The sequence below is a fragment of the Dehalococcoides sp. UCH007 genome, assembly GCF_001010485.1.
Lineage (GTDB): Bacteria > Chloroflexota > Dehalococcoidia > Dehalococcoidales > Dehalococcoidaceae > Dehalococcoides > Dehalococcoides mccartyi_A.
Genome location: NZ_AP014722.1, coordinates 338,502 through 355,992, shown reverse-complemented (window position 1 = coordinate 355,992; position 17,491 = coordinate 338,502). Strand labels below are relative to the sequence as shown.

The following is a 17,491-nucleotide window of genomic DNA, read 5'->3' as shown; positions in this document are numbered from 1 at the left end:
TTGTAGACTTACGCTGATTGTTTTTTTACACCTGAAAGGAGAGCCATGAGCTTTTTAAAGACCTCGGACCCGGCAGTTTATAATGCCATAATGCAGGAAACCACCCGCCTGAAAGAAACAATTGACCTCATTGCTTCGGAAAACTATACCAGCAAAGCTGTTTTAGAAGCTCAGGGTTCAGTTTTCACCAATAAATACGCCGAAGGTTATCCCGGTAAAAGATACTACGCCGGATGTGAATATGCAGATGCCGTAGAAGAGCTGGCTATAGACAGGGCCAAGACCCTGTTCCATGCCGAACATGCCAACGTCCAGCCCCATTCCGGGGCTCAGGCTAACATGGCTGCCTATTTCGCCATGGTAAAACCCGGTGATACCATAATGGGTCTTACCCTTTCCCATGGCGGACATCTGACTCATGGTTCAAAGGTTAACTTCACCGGCAAACTTTACCATGTAATTGAGTACGGGTTGAATGCCGAAACCGAACGGATTGATTACGATAATCTGGAAAAACTGGCTATGGAGCATCGTCCCCGCATGATTGTGACCGGTGCCTCAGCCTATCCCCGCATACTGGATTTTGAACGTTTCAGGGCTATCTGTGACAAAGTGGACGCCAAGCTGATGGTGGATATAGCCCATATTGCCGGTCTGGTAGCCGCCGGGCTTCATCCCTCACCTGTGCCATACGCCGATGTAGTTACCTCTACCAGCCATAAAACCCTGCGCGGCCCGCGGGGCGGCTTTATCCTGTGCAAAGAACAATACGCCAAAGCCATTGACCAGGCTGTATTCCCTGTCATGCAGGGCGGCCCCCTTATGCAGGTAGTTGCCGCCAAAGCGGTAGCTTTTCAGGAAGCTATGCAGCCCGGTTTTGTTACTTACCAGAAAAAGACTCTTGAAAATACCCAGGTAATGGCTGAGGAACTACGCAAGCTGGGCTTACGCCTGGTCTCAGACGGAACTGACAACCACCTGGTGCTGGTAGATCTTAGCCCCATAGGGGTAAACGGTTACGATGCTCAGCTGGCACTGCGCAGAGCCGGTATTGTAATAAACCGTAATACCGTACCTTTTGCCGAAAATCAGACTGCCAACGTACCTGCAGGCATACGTCTGGGCTGCCCGGCGGCAACCAGCCGCGGGTTTGGGCCAGCTGAAATCCGCCAGACTGTAAGCTGGATTGGCAAGGTACTTAAAAACATAGGCAATGAAGATGTAGAAAAACAGGTGCTGGCTGAGGTAGTTCACCTTTGCCGCAAATTCCCTGTACCCGGTATAGACGCATAAAAAGGGGGAACGGACGTGTTGGTTAACGGCAATTTGACAGAAGAACTGAAAATCTTCACCGGCAACGCAAATCCTGATCTGGCCAAAGCGGTAGCAGACTACCTGAAGGTTCAGATGGGCAAATGCGAAGTTTTCCAGTTTTCAAACGAAAACATATTCGTCAGAATACAGGAAAGTGTCCGCCAGAAAGATGTCTACGTTATCCAGCCCACCTGCTCACCCGTCAACCAAAGCATAATGGAACTGCTTATTATGATGGATGCCCTTAAACGGGCTTCATCAGAGAGAATTACGGCGGTTTTGCCTTATTACGGCTACGGCCGCACTGACAAAAAAGACCAGCCGCGGGTGCCCATTACCGCCCGCCTTATTGCTGACCTTTTAACCACCGCCGGTGCCAGCCGTATACTCACCGTAGACCTGCATGCCCCCCAGATACAGGGCTTTTTTGATATGCCGGTAGACGAACTGACTGCTGAAAACCTGCTGGCGAACTATTTCAAGAAGAAGAAAATAGAAGACTTGGTAGTAGTAGCCACCGACGTGGGCATTTCTAAAAAAGCCCGTGATTTTGCCGCCAAACTGGATGCCCCTTTGGCCATTATAGAAAAACGGCGGATGGGCAATAACGATATAACCCGCACTATAAATATCATCGGCGATGTAGAGGGCAAAAACGCCCTGACTTTTGATGATGAAATAGATACCGCCGGTTCACTGGTAGGCAACGTAAATATACTTATAAACAAAGGGGTAAAGGAAGTATATTCCTGCGCCACTCACCCGGTGCTTTCCGGTCCGGCTATCCAGCGCATTGCGGCCTCCCCCATAAAGGAACTGGTGGTAACTGACTCAATACCTCTTACTCCCCCCAAGAAAATAGATAAAATAACTGTTCTTTCCATCGCACCTCTCATCGGTGAGGCTATTTACCGGATACATACCGGTAATTCCATCGGCGAGATGTACGATCAGATGCAAATGGAGTAAACCATGTTTAAATTCTTTTCCGGCTTCGGAGACTCAAACGAGAAGGAGATCCGGGCACTTGAACCGCTGGTAGACAAAATAAACCAGCTTGAAAGTTCTTTCACCGCCCTCAGTGACGAAGCCCTAAAGGCCAAGACTGACGAATTTAAGGAACGCCTGAAGGATACCTTTGAAACCACCGCTGCAGGCATCCGGAAAGATATTGCCAACACTGCTGCCGAACTTGTTGAAGCCCAGAAAACGGCTGACAACAGCAAACAAAGCCGCCTCAAGGCTAAGCTTGAGTCTTTAAACAAAGACCTTTCCGTTAAAGAAAATGCCGCTCTTAACGCAATTCTGCCCGAAGCCTTTGCTGCTGTCAGGGAAGCCTCCCGCCGCAATATAGGCCTCAGGCACTATGACGTTCAGCTTATCGGCGGTATGGTGCTTCACCACGGCAAGATAGCCGAGATGCGCACCGGTGAAGGTAAGACCCTGGTAGCCACTCTGCCCCTTTACCTTAATTCCCTGCTGGGAAAGGGTGTCCACCTGGTAACAGTTAACGACTATCTGGCCAGACGTGACGCTTACTGGATGGGGCCGGTCTACCATGCATTGGGGGTCAGCGTTTCCAGTATTTACCCTATGCAAACTCCTACCGAAGAACTGCCTTCGCGGCTGTTTGACCCGGCTTATACCTCAGAAACACCCAATGACCCATGGGCGCATTTCCGCCCTGTCTCACGGCAGGAAGCCTATAAAGCAGATATTACCTATGGCACTTCTACCGAATTCGGCTTTGATTATTTGCGGGATAATCTGCGGCCGGACCTTGCCCAGTGCGTCCAGCGGGAAATGAACTATGCCATAGTAGACGAAATTGACAACCTGCTTATAGACGAAGCCCGCACACCTCTTATTATCTCCGCCCCGGATACCGAGGCAGGTAAACTGTACGAGGTCTTTGCCCGGCTGGCTCCCCGTTTGGCGGCAGGGAAAGACTACGAGATAAACGAAAAAGACCGCAATGCCGAACTGACCGAAGACGGCTGGGCAAATGTGGAAAAACTGCTTTCACGCGAAGGAGTTATGAAGGGCAGCAGCTTATATGACCCCCAGAATGCCCCCCTTATCCGCCATCTGCGGAATGCCCTCTCCGCCAAGGAGTTTTATAAGAAAGACCACCAGTATGTAGTCAAGGAAAATGAAGTTATCATAATTGATGAATTCACCGGCCGCATGATGCTGGGAAGACGTTATTCCGAGGGCTTGCACCAGGCTATTGAAGCCAAAGAACACGTAAAAATCCAGCAGGAAAGCAAGACCTATGCCACCGTGACCATCCAGAATCTGTTCCGCATGTACCGTAAACTCTGCGGCATGACAGGTACGGCGGCTACCGAGGCAGAGGAATTTTCCAAGATTTATAAACTGGAAGTAGTTATTATCCCCACCAACAAACCCGCCATCCGCGAAGATTACGGTGACCAGATATATAAAGACCAGTCCGCCAAATTCAAAGCAGTGGTCAATGAAATAAACGAAATGCGGAACCTGGGACGCCCGGTGCTGGTAGGTACAGTTTCCATTGAAAACTCTGAAATGCTTTCAAATATGCTAAAAAGGCAGGGTATTGAGCACAAGGTACTTAATGCCAAACAGCATGAAAAAGAGGCTCAGGTGGTAGCCGAGGCAGGCAAACCCGGTGCGGTAACCGTAGCTACAAACATGGCCGGACGCGGTGTGGATATACTGCTGGGCGGCAAAGAACCGTCTAAAGATGATGACAAAGCCTATAGACAGTGGCAGGCCCATCACCAGCAGGTGCTGGAAGCCGGCGGCTTACACGTAATAGGTACAGAACGCCACGAATCCAGACGGATTGATAACCAGCTTAGAGGACGCTCAGGCCGCCAGGGAGACCCCGGTTCTTCCCGTTTCTACGTAGCACTGGATGATGATATCATGCGCCGTTTCGGGAGTGAACGCATACAGGGCATTATGGAATGGGCCGGCATGGACGAAAACACCCCCATAGAAAACGGGCTGGTCAGCCGTACTCTGGAAAACGCCCAGAAACGGGTGGAGGGTTACCATTTTGACGTGCGCAAACACCTGGTGGAATATGATGATGTAGTTAACAAGCACCGCGAGGTTATCTATGCGGAACGTCGCAAGATACTCTCCGGAGCAGACCTGAAATCAAACATACTGGATATGATTCGGGAAGAGATAATGACCCAGACTGCCGAACATACCCAGGGATATGACTCTTCCGAATGGAATCTGGAAGGGTTAGTCACCCATATAGGCGGTATTTTTGCCCTGCCCGCAGAAATAAATGCAGAGGCACTGGCAAAACTTTCCAGGGAGGAAATAACCGAACTCCTCACCCGTACCGCCGAAGAGCTCTATCAGAAAAAGGAAGATGAAACCGGGGCAGGCTCAATGAGGCTGCTTGAACGGATTATTATGCTCCACACCCTTGATTCTCTGTGGGTGGAACACCTAACTATTATGGAAAACTTAAGACGGGAAATAGGGCTTCAGGCTTTTGCCCAGCGTGACCCGCTGATAGCTTATAAGAACGAAGGGCATGTACGTTTTCAGGAATTGCTGGAAACTATCAAACATGATGTTGTTCACAATATTTACCGGGTTGGAATCCAGATTCAGCACCAAACTGAATCTGCCACCGCCAAGGCTGCCTCCCGCCCGGTGCAGCAGCAAAAACCCCTGCCGGCCGCACCCGCCGCCGCTATACCCGGTGTTTCCGCCAAAGCCGCTACCCAACCGGCCGCACCTGCTGCTAAAGAAGTAGGCCGGAATGACCCCTGTCCCTGCGGCAGCGGCAAAAAATACAAAAAATGCTGCGGCAAATAAACACTTGGCAAACGGATAAATCAGTTGACTGAAATATTAAACGGACAAACCCCGGAACTGGTTATTGCCCGCCTCAGGGCAGCCATAGAAAAAGGGCAGACATGGTATCCGGCTATGCTGGAAGCAGCCGCCTCCTGGCCGCTGGAAAGTGAAGAATATGCCGGGCGGCACTACCAGTACCTGATTGGCGGTGAAGCACTTGACCTGATACTTCTGTTTGAACGCTTCAGCCGCGAACTGGAAGACCTGATACCTGCTCAGGAAAGGGATAACCTTCTTTTCAAGGGGATTGCACCTCAGGAACTCACGTCTGACGAACTTATGGCATTTCTGGGGGAAGTGCGTTACCGCCAGTACCTGAACTATTTTTACGGTATCACGGTAGAAGAAGCGCTGTTGGTAGTTACCCAGAGTGAAGTCCGCAAAGAACACCGCTCACTGGGGGTACGCAGGGAAGGTACAGTTATAGACGAGGCCTTTGTCCAGTTGTATGAACGCACCCATGACGAAATGCTGGATCAGTTCCGCCGCGAAAAACGTTATTCCAAAACCAGTACCATAAAAATCCATCAGCTCAAAGAGTTCACCTACTGGTTATTTAAATACCGTCTGCTTCACAGCGAAAAAGCCAGAGTCGCTTCCGACACCAATAAGTCCCTCAATTATCTTAAAAAATATGCCCGGCGGCTTCAGCAAAAATCGGGCTAAGCCGGCCATTTCGGGCATTTCATCAAATGATGTATTGCTATAGTCCCAAAGATATAATACAATCATTTAACAGTACTAATTCCCCACTTACGGAGGCTTAACATGGCAAAAACCAAAGTCCTGATAGCTGATGATCATGCAGTCCTTAGAGAGGGTATGAGCCGATTGTTAAGCCAGGAAAAAGACATTGAAGTAGTCGGCGAAGCCGGAGACGGGCAGGAAGCCGTTGATATGGTAGCTCAGTTCAAACCGGACGTAGTCCTTATGGACATAGTCATGCCCAGACTGACCGGTGTGGAAGCAACCAAACTTATAAAGAAAAATAACCCGTCTACCTGTATCCTAATACTTACGGCATATAGCGATATCCGCTATATACTCGGTTTGCTTGAAGCCGGAGCCAGCGGTTACCTGCTGAAAAGCGCCAAAAGCGATGAAATTGTAGGGGCTATCAGGGCTATAAAAGCCGGCGAATCCGTACTGGATTCTATTGCAACCCGAAAACTGCTGGAACGGGTGGTAAATGTGAGCAAGGAATCTGACGAAGATAAAGTCCGCGGCCAGCTTTCCCCGCGGGAAGTCGAAATACTCCAACTGGCATCAAAGGGTCTGAGCAACCGCGAAATCGCCGATAAGTTGACCCTTTCCATGCGGACAGTAAAAGCCCACCTTTCAAATATATTTAATAAAATGCGCTGCAGCTGCCGCACTGAAGCTATTGTCAAAGGCTTCCGCGAAGGTTATGTAATGCTTGAAGATGTACCTCAAGGGATAGAAGGCTATGACCGAAACACGCTTTAAACCGCCGGCACTCTGCCACCGCTGTTTATTTGAAAATGCCTCCGATGCTATCTGGTTTTATGACCGGAAGGGGCATATTGTATACGCCAACCGGGCATCAGCCGACCTGACAGGCTATACCCGAACCGAGCTTAAACAGAAAAACCTGAAAGACCTGCTGACTACTGCCTCCGAGTATGACCAGATAATGGATATGAATGCCCGTATGGCAGCCGGCGCAGAAGTAAAAATGCCTTACGAACAAAAAATCCGCCGGCATGACGGTTCAGTAGCGGTACTGCGTATGGCAACTACTCTAGTAAAATCAGCTGACGAAGTACTTGGTTTTCAAAATATAGCCCGGGATATCACCGAAGAACTTCGCCGTCAGCAAAACATGAAGTCATTCGTTCAGGATGTAATACGGGCACAGGAAGCTGAACGCAAACGTATTTCACGTGAACTCCATGACGAAGTAGCCCCCCTGCTCTTGCTGCTGATGCAAAAGATAGACAATTTGGGTAAGCAGTCTGAACGTGACATTGCAGATTGCAAACCCCAGCTTGATGCCCTGCGAAGCCAGTCTGAAGAGGCCCTTGAAAGCCTGCGGCGTATAGCCCAGGACCTGCGGCCGCGTATACTGGATGATTTAGGCTTGATACCCGCCTTGGAATGGCTGACCGAGAAACTGGCACAGGACGGGCAGATACATACTGAGTCAAATATAAAAGGACGTGAAGTAGAGCTGACAGCCGAAATCCAGCTGCTTATTTTCCGCATCGCTCAGGAAGCCTTTAATAATATCCGCAAACACTCACTGGCCACCTGGGTACGGCTGGAACTGGAATTCAAACCCAAAGCCATTTTACTGACTATCCAGGACAACGGCAAAGGGTTTAACCTTTCGGAACAGACTGACAATCTGGCTCAAAACGGCAAACTAGGCCTGGCAGGTATGCACGAACGTGCCCAGCTGATTGGCGGGCATATACACATACTTACTCACCCCGGACAGGGAACTACCGTGATTGCCGAAGTGCCTACTATCAACCCTGATGCCAAGCAAGCTTCCTAAGCCGCTTTCAGGCGGCTTACTTTCTCAATATAACCTTCAAGCTTGATACGTTCTTTGTCTACCACCGCCTGGGGTGCTTTGGCCAGGAACTGCGCATCTTGTAGCCTGGCGGAAAGCCGTTCTATCTGGCTTTCCAACTCAGCAATTTCAGCTTTTACCCGTTTGGCCTCTGCCTCAAGGTCTACCATAGTAGACATGGGCACCACCACTTCAATTCCGTTAAGCACCAGAACCACCTCAGTGGCAGTAGACGCACCGCTATAGTGGCAGGGCAGGATATTCACCGGGCGGGAGCGGGAAAGGGTTTCTACCGCCCCTAAGTAGTTACTGAGAACCTCTGCCATATCTCCGGCATATATATTGGCCTGTATGTAGCGGGAAATCTCCACGTTATGTTCCGCCCGCAGATTACGGAGGGAGCGGACTATTTCAACCAGACTGCCCATAACACTTTCGGTCTGCTCATCAAAACAAGCCTTGTCCGCTTGCGGGAAAGGAGCAACGATAATATCCATTTCGCAGAGTAATTTCGGCAGGTACGGTCTCAAATAGCTCCAGAGCTCTTCGGTAATAAACGGCATGTAGGGGTGAAGCAACCGCAAAATGGTGGAAAGCACCTTAACCAGCACCGGACGGGGGGAAACGGATGCTTCATCACGCAGCCGTACTTTGGCAAGCTCAATATACCAGTCACAAAATTCACCCCAGACAAAATCCTGTAAAATCCTCTGGGCTTCACCAAACTGAAACTCCTCCATCAGACGGGTTACGTCTGCCGTAACCCTGTTCATACGGCTGAATATCCAGCGGTCTTCAAGGGGCAATTCGGCCTCCGGCAAGAGTTCTTTCCCTTCACCCAAATTCATAATGACAAAACGGCTGGCATTCCAGAGTTTGTTGGCAAAGTTACGGGCGGCCTCAAGCTTGGTCTGCCCCAGTTTTGAGTCATTCCCGGGGGAAGTGCCGAAAGTTACCGCAAACCGCAGGGCATCTGTTCCGTACTGGTCAATAACCTTAAGCGGGTCTATCACATTCCCCTTGGTTTTGCTCATTTTTTCGCCCTTATCATCCCGTATCAAGCCATGCAGATAAACGGTGCGGAAAGGGACTTCTTTCATGTCCTCTATACCCATGACAATCATCCGGGCTACCCAGAAAAAGATAATGTCATAGGCGGTTTCCAGAACCGAGCCTGGATAAAAACGTTTTAAATCTTCGGTTTGGTCAGGCCAGCCCAAAGTAGAGTGCGGCCATAAACCTGAAGAAAACCATGTATCCAGCACATCCGGGTCTTGTTCCAACTTGGTACCGCCGCATTTGGGGCAAGCAGTCGGGTCTTCCTTGGAAACTATCATCTCACCGCAGGGGCAGTACCAGACGGGTATACGGTGACCCCACCAAAGCTGGCGGGAAATACACCAGTCACGGATATTTTCCATCCAGTTCTGGTAAACTTTGGTAAATCTTTCGGGCAGTATCTGGATACGCCCGCTGTTTACCGCCTCCAGAGCCGGTTTAGCCAAAGGTTCCATCTTAACAAACCATTGTTTGCTGACCATAGGTTCAATAACCGCGCTGCAGCGCTGGCAATGCCCCACCGAATGGATATAATCCTCTATCTTAAGCAGCAGACCCAGTGACTTCATCTCCGAGATCACGTACTCACGGCAGGCTTTGGCTGTCATTCCGCTGCAGGGGCCGGCATTTTCATTCATGGTAGTATCACGGTTCTGAATGGTAATCATGGGCAGGCTATGGCGAAGCCCCATTTCAAAGTCATTGGGGTCATGGGCAGGCGTAACCTTGACCGCACCCGTACCGAACGCCATATCTACTGCTTCGTCAGCAATAATAGGTATGCGGCGGTTCATAATGGGCAAAAGGACATTCTTACCTACCATACCTGTATATCTAACATCGTCCGGGTGAACGGCAACAGCCGTATCCCCCAGCATGGTTTCAGGCCGAGTGGTCGCCACGGTGACAAACCCACTTCCGTCTTCCAGAGGGTAACGCAAGTGCCAGATATGCCCGGCTAAATCTTTATGGTCTACCTCAAGGTCTGAAACAGCGGTAGCACAGCGGGGACACCAGTTGATTATCCGCTCTCCCCGGTAGATTAATCCTTTTTCGTAAAGATTGGTGAATATCTCACGCACCGCTTTAACTGGTCCTTCATCCAGAGTAAAGGTCTCCCTGTCCCAGTCACACGAAGCACCCAGACGCATATGCTGGTGGCGGATTCTCTCACGGCAGGGATTAACCCATTCCCACATTTTCTCCAAGAAAAGTTCCCGTCCCAGCTCTTGGCGGGTTTTGCCCTGTTTGGCTAGTTCACGTTCCACTACTACCTGAGCGGCAATACCGGCATGGTCCGCACCCGGCAGCCATAAAGCCGGTTCACCCAACATGCGGTGCCAGCGGATCATAATATCTTCCAATGTGGCTGTCAGAGCATGACCAAGGTGGAGTTCCCCGGTAACATTGGGCGGTGGCATGATTATAACAAACGGTTTTTTATCTGAATCAGGGTTTGGCTTAAAATAACCTTTCCCCATCCAGTACTGATACCATTTTTTCTCAACCTCGGCGGCTTCATAAGCTTTAGCCATTTCAGGTAAATCGGAACACTGAGCCATATCAATTAACCTCACAAACTGCGGCCGGGTAAACACCCCGCATCTGACTTGAACTATATAATCTTATTTTGAGCGTATTAAATCAAATTTTAAAGTAAAGCTGAAAGTTCATCAAGAAGTCTCATGGCCGCTTCCTTTTTGGACATAAGCGGCATTTCCTCTATCCGCCCGCTTTTAAAGAAAAGGGTCAGGCGGGTAGTGTCAGAACCAAAGGTGCTGTCCGGCTGGCTGATATCGTTAGCCGCAATAATATCCAGATTTTTGTCAGCCATTTTTTTAACGGCATTTATCATAAGGTCACGGCTTTCAGCCGCAAAACCCACCTTAACAAAATCACCCTGCAAAGCAGTCAAAATATCAGGGTTGGCTACCAGATGCAAATCGAGCCCCCCATCCCCTTTTTTAATCTTGTCCGCCGCCGGTTTTTCCGGGCGGTAATCTGCCACAGCAGCTGTCATAATTAGGGCATCTGCCCCTTTGACCGCTTCTCTGAGAGAGATAAACATTTCCATAGCGGTTTCTGCATACTTTATGTCAACTCCAAAAGGGGCAGGTTTATCAACAGTCCCTGAAATCAGCCTTACGCTGGCACCCCTTCTGACAGCTTCCTCTGCCAGAGCATAGCCCATTTTACCGGAACTGCGGTTACCCAGATAACGCACCGGGTCAACCGGTTCACGGGTGCCCCCTGCGCTGATAACCAGTTTTTTCCCGGCCAAAGGTCCGCTTTTACCCAAAACCTGGGTAACTGAGCCCAATACCTTATCCAGCGAAGCCAGCCTGCCCTGCCCAGTTTTCCCCGAAGCCAGCCGGCCGTATTCCGATTCTACAAATACAAAACCCCGTTCCTTGAGCTTTGATATATTCTGCTGGGTAACAGGATTGGAATACATATTGTCATTCATAGCCGGAGCTATTATGACAGGTGATTTACAAGCCAGAATAGTAGCCGAAAGCATATCATTTGCCATGCCGCAGGCAAGCTTGGCAATGATATTAGCGGTAGCCGGAGCTACCAGAATAATATCCGCTTCCTCTGCCAGTGAGACATGCTCTACACTGTATTCGGAATTCATATCCCACATACTGGTTACCACCGGCTGGTGGCTAAGCGTCCGAATGGTAAGGGGAGATATGAAATGGCAGGCATCTTCGGTCATAACCGCTTTGACTGTATACCCTTCGCCAACCAGTTTGGAGGTGATATCCGCCGCTTTATAGGCAGAAATACTGCCTGTTATCCCCAAAACTATTGTTTGTTTCTTTTTCATATCCGTTTGCACTCCCACGGCAAATACCCCTTATTAGATGTCCCGAACACAAGGGAAGCTGTTGCCGTACCATCTATTTCATTTTTGCAAAATAAAAGCCCTTAAACCTGATTCATCTGGTAAATAAGCCTGAGCCCCTGAAGAGTAAGGTCAGGACGTACTATGTCAAACATACGGCTGCCTTCGGCTATAAGTGAGGCGTATCCGCCGGTAGCAATCACCCTGGTTTTCTGCCCCAACTCAGCTTGAATCCGTCTGACCAGTTCTTCCACTAGCCCGATATAACCGAAATATACCCCTGACTGCATAGCCGAAACAGTATTAGAACCGATAGCTCTAGCGGGGTGGATTATTTCAATCTTAGGCAGTTTTGATGTCCTCTCTACAATGGCTTGAGCCGAGGTGGCAATACCCGGTGCAATCGCCCCGCCTATATATTCCCCGCTCTCCGAAAGTGTATCAAAGGTAGTGGCCGTACCCATATCCACTATTATGCATGCCCCAGGGTAAAGCACTCTGGCGGCAGCGGCATTTACTATGCGGTCAGCCCCAACTTCACGGGGATTATCCATTCGTATCTTAACCCCGCTCTTTATGCCCGCACCCACTACCAGAGGAACAGCCTTGAAATAAGTTTTAAATACCTCTTCAAAAGTAGTGGTAAGGGGCGGCACAACACTGCACATGATTACCCTATTTAGTTCTTCGGGGCGTATACCGGCGTGCTGCAGCAGGCCTAAAAGCAGACTGGCATATTCGTCAGCCATACGCTGAGCAACCGAACCCAGATGCCAATTTGCCAGCAGTTTTTCGCCCTCAAATATACCTATATTTACACTGGTATTGCCGATATCTACGGCAACAAGTCGTTCAGCAGCAGTTTGTTTATTCATAATCTAGCCTTGTTTCAATTCTTTTATAATCACAGGCAATTTTAACAGTAAATCCGAAGCCAGTACACCGGCATCACCCATCTCATTCCGCAGTGCTTCCGCAGCAGCAGAGTGCAGGTTAACACTTAAACCCGCCGCCTCAAAAAGATTCAACCCCTGCCCGAGAAGACCGCTTATTATTCCGGCAAGTACATCACCCGTACCGGCCGAGGCCAACACAGGGTTAGCCGCCGGATTACACAGGGTTTCACCCTGCGGTGATGAAATAATTGTCCCGGCACCCTTCAGAATAATTGTCTTGCCCCACTTGCGGGCAGATTCACGGCAAATACCGAAACGGTCAGACTGAACAGATTCGGCAGTAGTCTTAGTAAGCCTTCCCATTTCACCCGGGTGAGGGGTGAGTATAGCATCAAATTTATATTCAAGCCACCAGTCCGGTATAGCGGCGAGTATATTTAAAGCATCGGCATCTATGACAACCTTTATCCCTGCGGGCAGATTGGAAAGCACTTCGCTAACCAGTCTGGCAGAATATGCGCTCTGCCCAAGGCCCGGCCCTATGAGAAGTACGTCATATTTACCCAGTTCACTCAGGATAAGACGTGAAGCAGAGCTATCGGGAATGCCGCAAGATACTTCAGGCAACGGCAGGTAGATAGCTTCTGGTATTTTGGCGGACACTACCCCGGTTAAACTTTGCGGCAGCGCCAAATTAACTAAGCCCGCACCGATGCGCATGGCGGCGCTTCCGGCCAGCATAGCAGCCCCAATATAGCGTTCACTTCCCGCCACAATCATCACCCGGCCGAAACTGCCCTTGTTGGCATGAGCAGAACGAACAGGCAAAATACCCCTTACCCAATCTTTTTCAATCAAATGGGTATGGATATCAGATGTCAGTCCGGGCGGTATGCCGATATCCACCACCGAAACCACCCCGCTTAACTCCAGCCCGCAGTGGGTAAAAAGACCCTGCTTAGCAATGCCCAGTGAAAGGGTAAAATCTGCTTTCAGGCAAGCCGCATCCGCCTGCCCTGTATCGGCATTCAAACCAGAAGGTAAATCTACGGCCAGCACCTGCATTTCTGGTCTGGTACTTTTGACAGCGGCAGCCATTTGCAGGGCTTGCTTGTATATACCTTCCAAAGGACGGTTTGCGCCTGTACCCAGCAAAGCATCTATCACAATATCGGCATCTGCCAGGCGTTCTTCCAGTTTTGTTAAATCCGTAAATATATTTTCAGGGAGTTTTAAACCATCTGAAATAGTTTTATTTTTCTGGGTGTCCCTGAAGGGCTTAAATATGCTTACATCCTCGCCCCAGCTCTGCAGATAACGTCCGGCAACCAGTCCGTCACCTCCGTTATTGCCCGCACCCGCAAGTATCAGCACACGGGAGCCATTTTTCTGTTCCAGCAGATGGCGGGTAAACACCGCCACCGCCCTGCCGGCATTTTCCATCAGGGTTTCGGTGCTAATGCCCCGTTTCTGACAGTCATCTTCTATTTGCCTCATCCGTATGCTTGTGGTTATTTCCATTTTCTACCGGCTTTCGCAAAGGCTAAGACGAGTTTATCAGCAAGAGGTGTTATTATCAACACCCACTCTTCTTAATAATTCCTGCATGGCTTGCCAGTGGCTTCCCTTCCAGAAAACCCGTCCGCAGTGGTGGCACTCTTTGAACTCAGTCTGATTCTGGTAAACGTATGGAGGCACTCTCTCTGACAGAGTGTCTTTCATAACAGGATAAAGCGGGTAATTGCACTCTATGCAGCGGCTGAAAGGGCAAATAAATGAACGAAACACCATATCCGATAAAAGCTGCCGGAGTTGGTCTTCTGCCACTTCAGTTTTAAAAAGCGTGACCTTCAAACTACCCTTTTTGACCAGCCGCCTTTCCGCAAGCAGGTGGTCACGGGTAAGTATTATCCGCCCCTCATTTAGAGCTTCAGAAACAAGCTGCTTATCGGGCCCGCTGCCAAAACGGCGGGTGTCAAAACCCAGCATTCTCAGGTAAACAGCCAGCTTGCCCACATTCTGGTCAACCAGAAATCGCGGAGACTCAGAGGCAGCAAACATACCTACTCTCCCAGCCGGAGTTTCAGCCCCTCACTGGCCATATCTATATCGGTATGCAGTCTTTCAGCAACTGCCTGTATTTCAGTCTTAATTTCAGCTTCAAATAAAGGTGTGGTGTGAATAGTAACTATCCGTGGCAGATACCCTTTTATCTCCCGAAGAAGTCTGAGCTCCGTCTCCAGCAGTGCAGGGGACAGGTGTTTAGAGCTTAAAGCCAACTCGGTAAGTTTATTCGGCATGGTCAGCTCGATAATAAGCAGCTCAGGGCTAATCTGCTTCCAAACATCCCCTAAGCCAGCTCCTGTATCCGAGGTATAGAAAAACGAATGGCCGCCTGCGTCCTTTACCAGAAAACCGGTGGTATCTCTGGAATGGGGTACAGACAAAGGCAGTATTTGGTAGTTTTCACAGCTGAATTCCAGACCGGGGGTTATTTCATGAAAGCGCAAGGCCGGGGCAGATGGAGGGCGGGTGAAAAAATCAGGGTAGAAACCGCCGGAAAAAGGCGGTTTGGTAACCACTTCCTGAACCGCCTCACTGCCGTAAATATCCACACTTTTCAGCCCGTAAGCCAAATTCATAGCCAAGAGCGGCACATCTTTTATGTGGTCATAATGGGCATGGCTCAGTATAACCGCCTTAAGATTATATAATTCTTCCAGTGTCAGGCTTGAAGTAATGGCACCGGCATCCAGCACCACCCCGCCGGAGAGCATAAGGCAACTTGGGCGGGTGGTCTTGGTTTCGCAGTTGTGAGCGCCTAAAAATACTATTTCCACTTTTGTACCTGAACCGCTGTCTAGAGCCTGAAAGGGCTGAAATTGGTAGCTGTATCAAAGTGGTCGCTGTTTTCAGCTTTTTTCAGATAATTTACCAGCTTGTAAGTCAGAGGTGTAGCCGCCGCTTCAATAAGCACTTTTGAACCCCAGTGGTAGAGTATCATAAGCGGCACAAATGCCGGCGTACCCAGAAAAGCCACCAGAATAAATATGGAAGTATCCAGCCCCTGTCCCGCCAGAGTAGAGCCGATAGTACGCAGCCATAAGTAACGCCCCTTGGTGCGCAGCTTCAGCTTGGCCATGATGAATGAGTTTACAAACTCACCTACCAGATACCCCATGAAAGATGCCAGCAAAATCCGCGGAGTATAACCGAGTATAGTCTCATAGGCTGCCTGCCCTTCCCAGAAAGGCGCACCCGGCAATACCTGACCCAGTACCACAAAAACCACAAAAATAAGGTTGCAGATAAATCCCAGCCAGATAATCCGCCTTGCCCAATGGAAACCGTAAACCTCGGTCAGAACATCTCCGAAGATATAGCTGAACGGAAAGACTATCACCGCCGCCGGTAAAAACACATCTCCCAGTGCAATAATTTTCACCGCTATAAGATTAGCGGTGATAAGGCAGGTAATATATAAACCACTGACAATAAGCAGACGGCTGGAAACATTCATAACAATTTTTCTCCGGCAGAATTAGATAAGGCGGACACGGCGGAACATGTACAGCATTAAACTTACGATAATAGCTGTTATAACCGCCACAAAATAAATGGCATTCTCCGAGTTTTGAAAAGGCAGGGGGATATTCATGCCGAAGATGCTGGCTACCATGGTAAACGGCAGTAAAATCGTAGCCACAATGGTCAAAATACGCATAGCACGGTTAGTCCGGTGGGAAGACATGGAGTCAAAGGTGGAGCTTAGGCCTTCTATAACCTCTTTAGTTTCATCCAGAGTATCCCACACTTTGTCCATGTGGTCTGTCATATCTCCAAAATAAACAGACATATCCTGATTTATAAATTTTCTGAGCTTGTTTTCCAGACAGCCGATAACAGCCCTCATCGGCCAGATAATCCGGCGGGTGGCAATGATATCCCGTCTGAGCAGGGCAATATCTTTAACAATATTAAGGTCACTGTTGGAACCTGCAAAAATGTCATCTTCCACTTCTTCCAGGTTGTCCAGCAGCTTTACGGTAATAGGCAGACAATAGTCTACCAACCTGTCAACAATACGGTACATTAAAAAGCCTGAGCCGTGGTTGAAATATTCGGGGCGGGCATCTTCTTCCAGCTCCATTTCGCGGTAAAGCTTGACCAGCGGTTTCAGATTGCCAGTATGCAGTGTAATAAGATAATTTTCCCCGATAAATACCGAAAGCTGGGCCGGCACGGTAGTTCGCAATTCTTTATTGTAAAACGGGAAATGAAGCACAAAGAAAAGATAATCTTTGTATTCGTCAATCTTGGGGCGCTGGCGGCGTGACAGTACATCATCAAGGTCAAGGGGATGGAAAGGATAATTAGCCGCCAGATATTCGGTATCAACCCCCTGGGGATTTTCAATATTTATCCAGGTAAGGTTACCGAAAGTAATGGATTCTATATTTGAAGTATTATTTTTAACTTGAGTCAGCGCCATGGTACGCCCCCAAAGTTTATTCTCAATGCAGCTATTTTAGCATAAAACGCTAAAACAACACCAAAATCTAACACTTTTTAACCCTTTTTAAAAGCCCTATACCTTTCCAGCTTGCATACTTTCCGAATTTTAGCCGCAAATACCCTTGGATACCTTTACCGGTGTTTCATGCCGCACTATAATCCCGTATATGGGGAGATTTGACAAACCCTCCTTGCAGATTTTACAATACGTCTTTAGTGGCAGCGTAGCTCAGTGGCAGAGCAGGGGACTCATAAGCCCTTGGTCGGTAGTTCAAATCTACCCGCTGCCACCAATTATTTTCTCCCCGTATTTACTGCAATTCTGCCAGTTAACAGCCATATTCTTTTTATACTCTTTTATTCCGGCATCCGGACTGATATTTTCATCTTGGTATATTTCCGCCATCACATATTGCAGCCATTTTTCTTAATCCTCATATATCG

The 17,491-nt window shown here is 49.0% G+C and carries 15 protein-coding genes and 1 tRNA gene; 7 read left to right on the top strand and 9 right to left on the bottom strand.

What is annotated here, in order from left to right; all coding sequences use genetic code 11:
• The first annotated feature begins 45 nt into the window (after positions 1–45).
• The 6 genes from glyA (at position 46) to UCH007_RS01835 (ending at position 7,708) form a co-directional block, all read left to right on the top strand.
• Positions 46–1,293: a serine hydroxymethyltransferase gene (glyA, locus tag UCH007_RS01860; RefSeq protein WP_046960914.1), complete on the top strand. Its 1,248-nt coding sequence runs from the start codon at positions 46–48 to the stop codon at positions 1,291–1,293.
• A gap of 15 nt (positions 1,294–1,308) precedes the next feature.
• On the top strand, positions 1,309–2,283 hold the full coding sequence (locus tag UCH007_RS01855) for a ribose-phosphate diphosphokinase (protein ID WP_046960913.1): 975 nt from the start codon (positions 1,309–1,311) through the stop codon (positions 2,281–2,283).
• A 3-nt stretch (positions 2,284–2,286) separates the two neighbouring features.
• The gene (secA, locus tag UCH007_RS01850; RefSeq protein ID WP_046960912.1) at positions 2,287–5,145 is read left to right on the top strand and encodes a preprotein translocase subunit SecA; all 2,859 of its coding nucleotides are present in this window, start codon (positions 2,287–2,289) and stop codon (positions 5,143–5,145) included.
• Between the two features lie 24 nt (positions 5,146–5,169).
• Positions 5,170–5,853: a hypothetical protein gene (locus UCH007_RS01845; RefSeq protein ID WP_041330661.1), complete on the top strand. Its 684-nt coding sequence runs from the start codon at positions 5,170–5,172 to the stop codon at positions 5,851–5,853.
• Positions 5,854–5,955: 102 nt separating this feature from the next.
• Complete coding sequence (locus UCH007_RS01840; RefSeq protein ID WP_012881703.1) at positions 5,956–6,654, top strand: response regulator transcription factor; 699 nt, start codon at positions 5,956–5,958, stop codon at positions 6,652–6,654.
• Complete coding sequence (locus tag UCH007_RS01835; protein ID WP_023651979.1) at positions 6,635–7,708, top strand: PAS domain-containing sensor histidine kinase; 1,074 nt, start codon at positions 6,635–6,637, stop codon at positions 7,706–7,708. The genes UCH007_RS01840 and UCH007_RS01835 overlap by 20 nt, the downstream gene beginning before the upstream one ends.
• Here UCH007_RS01835 and UCH007_RS01830 read toward each other — a convergent pair.
• The 8 genes from UCH007_RS01830 to UCH007_RS01795 form a co-directional block, all read right to left on the bottom strand.
• Positions 7,705–10,347, bottom strand: a complete 2,643-nt coding sequence (locus UCH007_RS01830; protein ID WP_046960911.1) for a valine--tRNA ligase — start codon at positions 10,345–10,347, stop codon at positions 7,705–7,707. The genes UCH007_RS01835 and UCH007_RS01830 overlap by 4 nt on opposite strands.
• A gap of 89 nt (positions 10,348–10,436) precedes the next feature.
• Positions 10,437–11,618, bottom strand: coding sequence for a bifunctional phosphopantothenoylcysteine decarboxylase/phosphopantothenate--cysteine ligase CoaBC (coaBC, locus tag UCH007_RS01825; protein ID WP_046960910.1), 1,182 nt, complete (start codon positions 11,616–11,618; stop codon positions 10,437–10,439).
• Between the two features lie 101 nt (positions 11,619–11,719).
• A complete protein-coding gene (locus UCH007_RS01820; protein ID WP_046960909.1) occupies positions 11,720–12,511 on the bottom strand; it encodes a type III pantothenate kinase in 792 nt (263 codons plus the stop codon).
• A gap of 3 nt (positions 12,512–12,514) precedes the next feature.
• Positions 12,515–14,053, bottom strand: a complete 1,539-nt coding sequence (locus UCH007_RS01815; protein WP_046960908.1) for a bifunctional ADP-dependent NAD(P)H-hydrate dehydratase/NAD(P)H-hydrate epimerase — start codon at positions 14,051–14,053, stop codon at positions 12,515–12,517.
• A 36-nt stretch (positions 14,054–14,089) separates the two neighbouring features.
• Positions 14,090–14,593, bottom strand: a complete 504-nt coding sequence (locus UCH007_RS01810) for a Mut7-C RNAse domain-containing protein (RefSeq protein ID WP_046960907.1) — start codon at positions 14,591–14,593, stop codon at positions 14,090–14,092.
• Positions 14,594–14,595: 2 nt separating this feature from the next.
• Positions 14,596–15,372 carry an MBL fold metallo-hydrolase gene (locus tag UCH007_RS01805; protein WP_023651974.1) on the bottom strand — a complete coding sequence of 259 codons (777 nt, stop codon included), beginning with the start codon at positions 15,370–15,372 and terminating at the stop codon, positions 14,596–14,598.
• A gap of 20 nt (positions 15,373–15,392) precedes the next feature.
• Positions 15,393–16,052: a queuosine precursor transporter gene (locus tag UCH007_RS01800; protein WP_046960906.1), complete on the bottom strand. Its 660-nt coding sequence runs from the start codon at positions 16,050–16,052 to the stop codon at positions 15,393–15,395.
• A gap of 21 nt (positions 16,053–16,073) precedes the next feature.
• The gene (locus UCH007_RS01795; RefSeq protein ID WP_023651972.1) at positions 16,074–17,024 is read right to left on the bottom strand and encodes a magnesium transporter CorA family protein; all 951 of its coding nucleotides are present in this window, start codon (positions 17,022–17,024) and stop codon (positions 16,074–16,076) included.
• A 241-nt stretch (positions 17,025–17,265) separates the two neighbouring features.
• Between UCH007_RS01795 and UCH007_RS01790 the strand changes: the two genes are divergently transcribed.
• Positions 17,266–17,340 (top strand) — tRNA-Met (locus UCH007_RS01790).
• On the opposite strand, the gene UCH007_RS07885 is transcribed toward UCH007_RS01790, so the two are convergent.
• Complete coding sequence (locus UCH007_RS07885; protein WP_023651971.1) at positions 17,325–17,453, bottom strand: hypothetical protein; 129 nt, start codon at positions 17,451–17,453, stop codon at positions 17,325–17,327. The genes UCH007_RS01790 and UCH007_RS07885 overlap by 16 nt on opposite strands.
• Positions 17,454–17,491 lie beyond the last annotated feature (38 nt).

What these genes read in the sequence shown, in the direction of transcription:
- glyA (WP_046960914.1), top strand. Translation starts at nt 46, where the DNA reads ATGAGCTTTTTAAAGACCTCGGACCCGGCAGTTTATAATGCCATAATG.
- secA (WP_046960912.1), top strand. Translation starts at nt 2,287, where the DNA reads ATGTTTAAATTCTTTTCCGGCTTCGGAGACTCAAACGAGAAGGAGATC.
- UCH007_RS01840 (WP_012881703.1), top strand. Translation starts at nt 5,956, where the DNA reads ATGGCAAAAACCAAAGTCCTGATAGCTGATGATCATGCAGTCCTTAGA.
- UCH007_RS01835 (WP_023651979.1), top strand. Translation starts at nt 6,635, where the DNA reads ATGACCGAAACACGCTTTAAACCGCCGGCACTCTGCCACCGCTGTTTA.
- UCH007_RS01830 (WP_046960911.1), bottom strand. Translation starts at nt 10,347, where the DNA reads ATGGCTCAGTGTTCCGATTTACCTGAAATGGCTAAAGCTTATGAAGCC.
- coaBC (WP_046960910.1), bottom strand. Translation starts at nt 11,618, where the DNA reads ATGAAAAAGAAACAAACAATAGTTTTGGGGATAACAGGCAGTATTTCT.
- UCH007_RS01820 (WP_046960909.1), bottom strand. Translation starts at nt 12,511, where the DNA reads ATGAATAAACAAACTGCTGCTGAACGACTTGTTGCCGTAGATATCGGC.
- UCH007_RS01815 (WP_046960908.1), bottom strand. Translation starts at nt 14,053, where the DNA reads ATGGAAATAACCACAAGCATACGGATGAGGCAAATAGAAGATGACTGT.
- UCH007_RS01810 (WP_046960907.1), bottom strand. Translation starts at nt 14,593, where the DNA reads ATGTTTGCTGCCTCTGAGTCTCCGCGATTTCTGGTTGACCAGAATGTG.
- UCH007_RS01800 (WP_046960906.1), bottom strand. Translation starts at nt 16,052, where the DNA reads ATGAATGTTTCCAGCCGTCTGCTTATTGTCAGTGGTTTATATATTACC.
- UCH007_RS01795 (WP_023651972.1), bottom strand. Translation starts at nt 17,024, where the DNA reads ATGGCGCTGACTCAAGTTAAAAATAATACTTCAAATATAGAATCCATT.
- UCH007_RS07885 (WP_023651971.1), bottom strand. Translation starts at nt 17,453, where the DNA reads ATGGCGGAAATATACCAAGATGAAAATATCAGTCCGGATGCCGGAATA.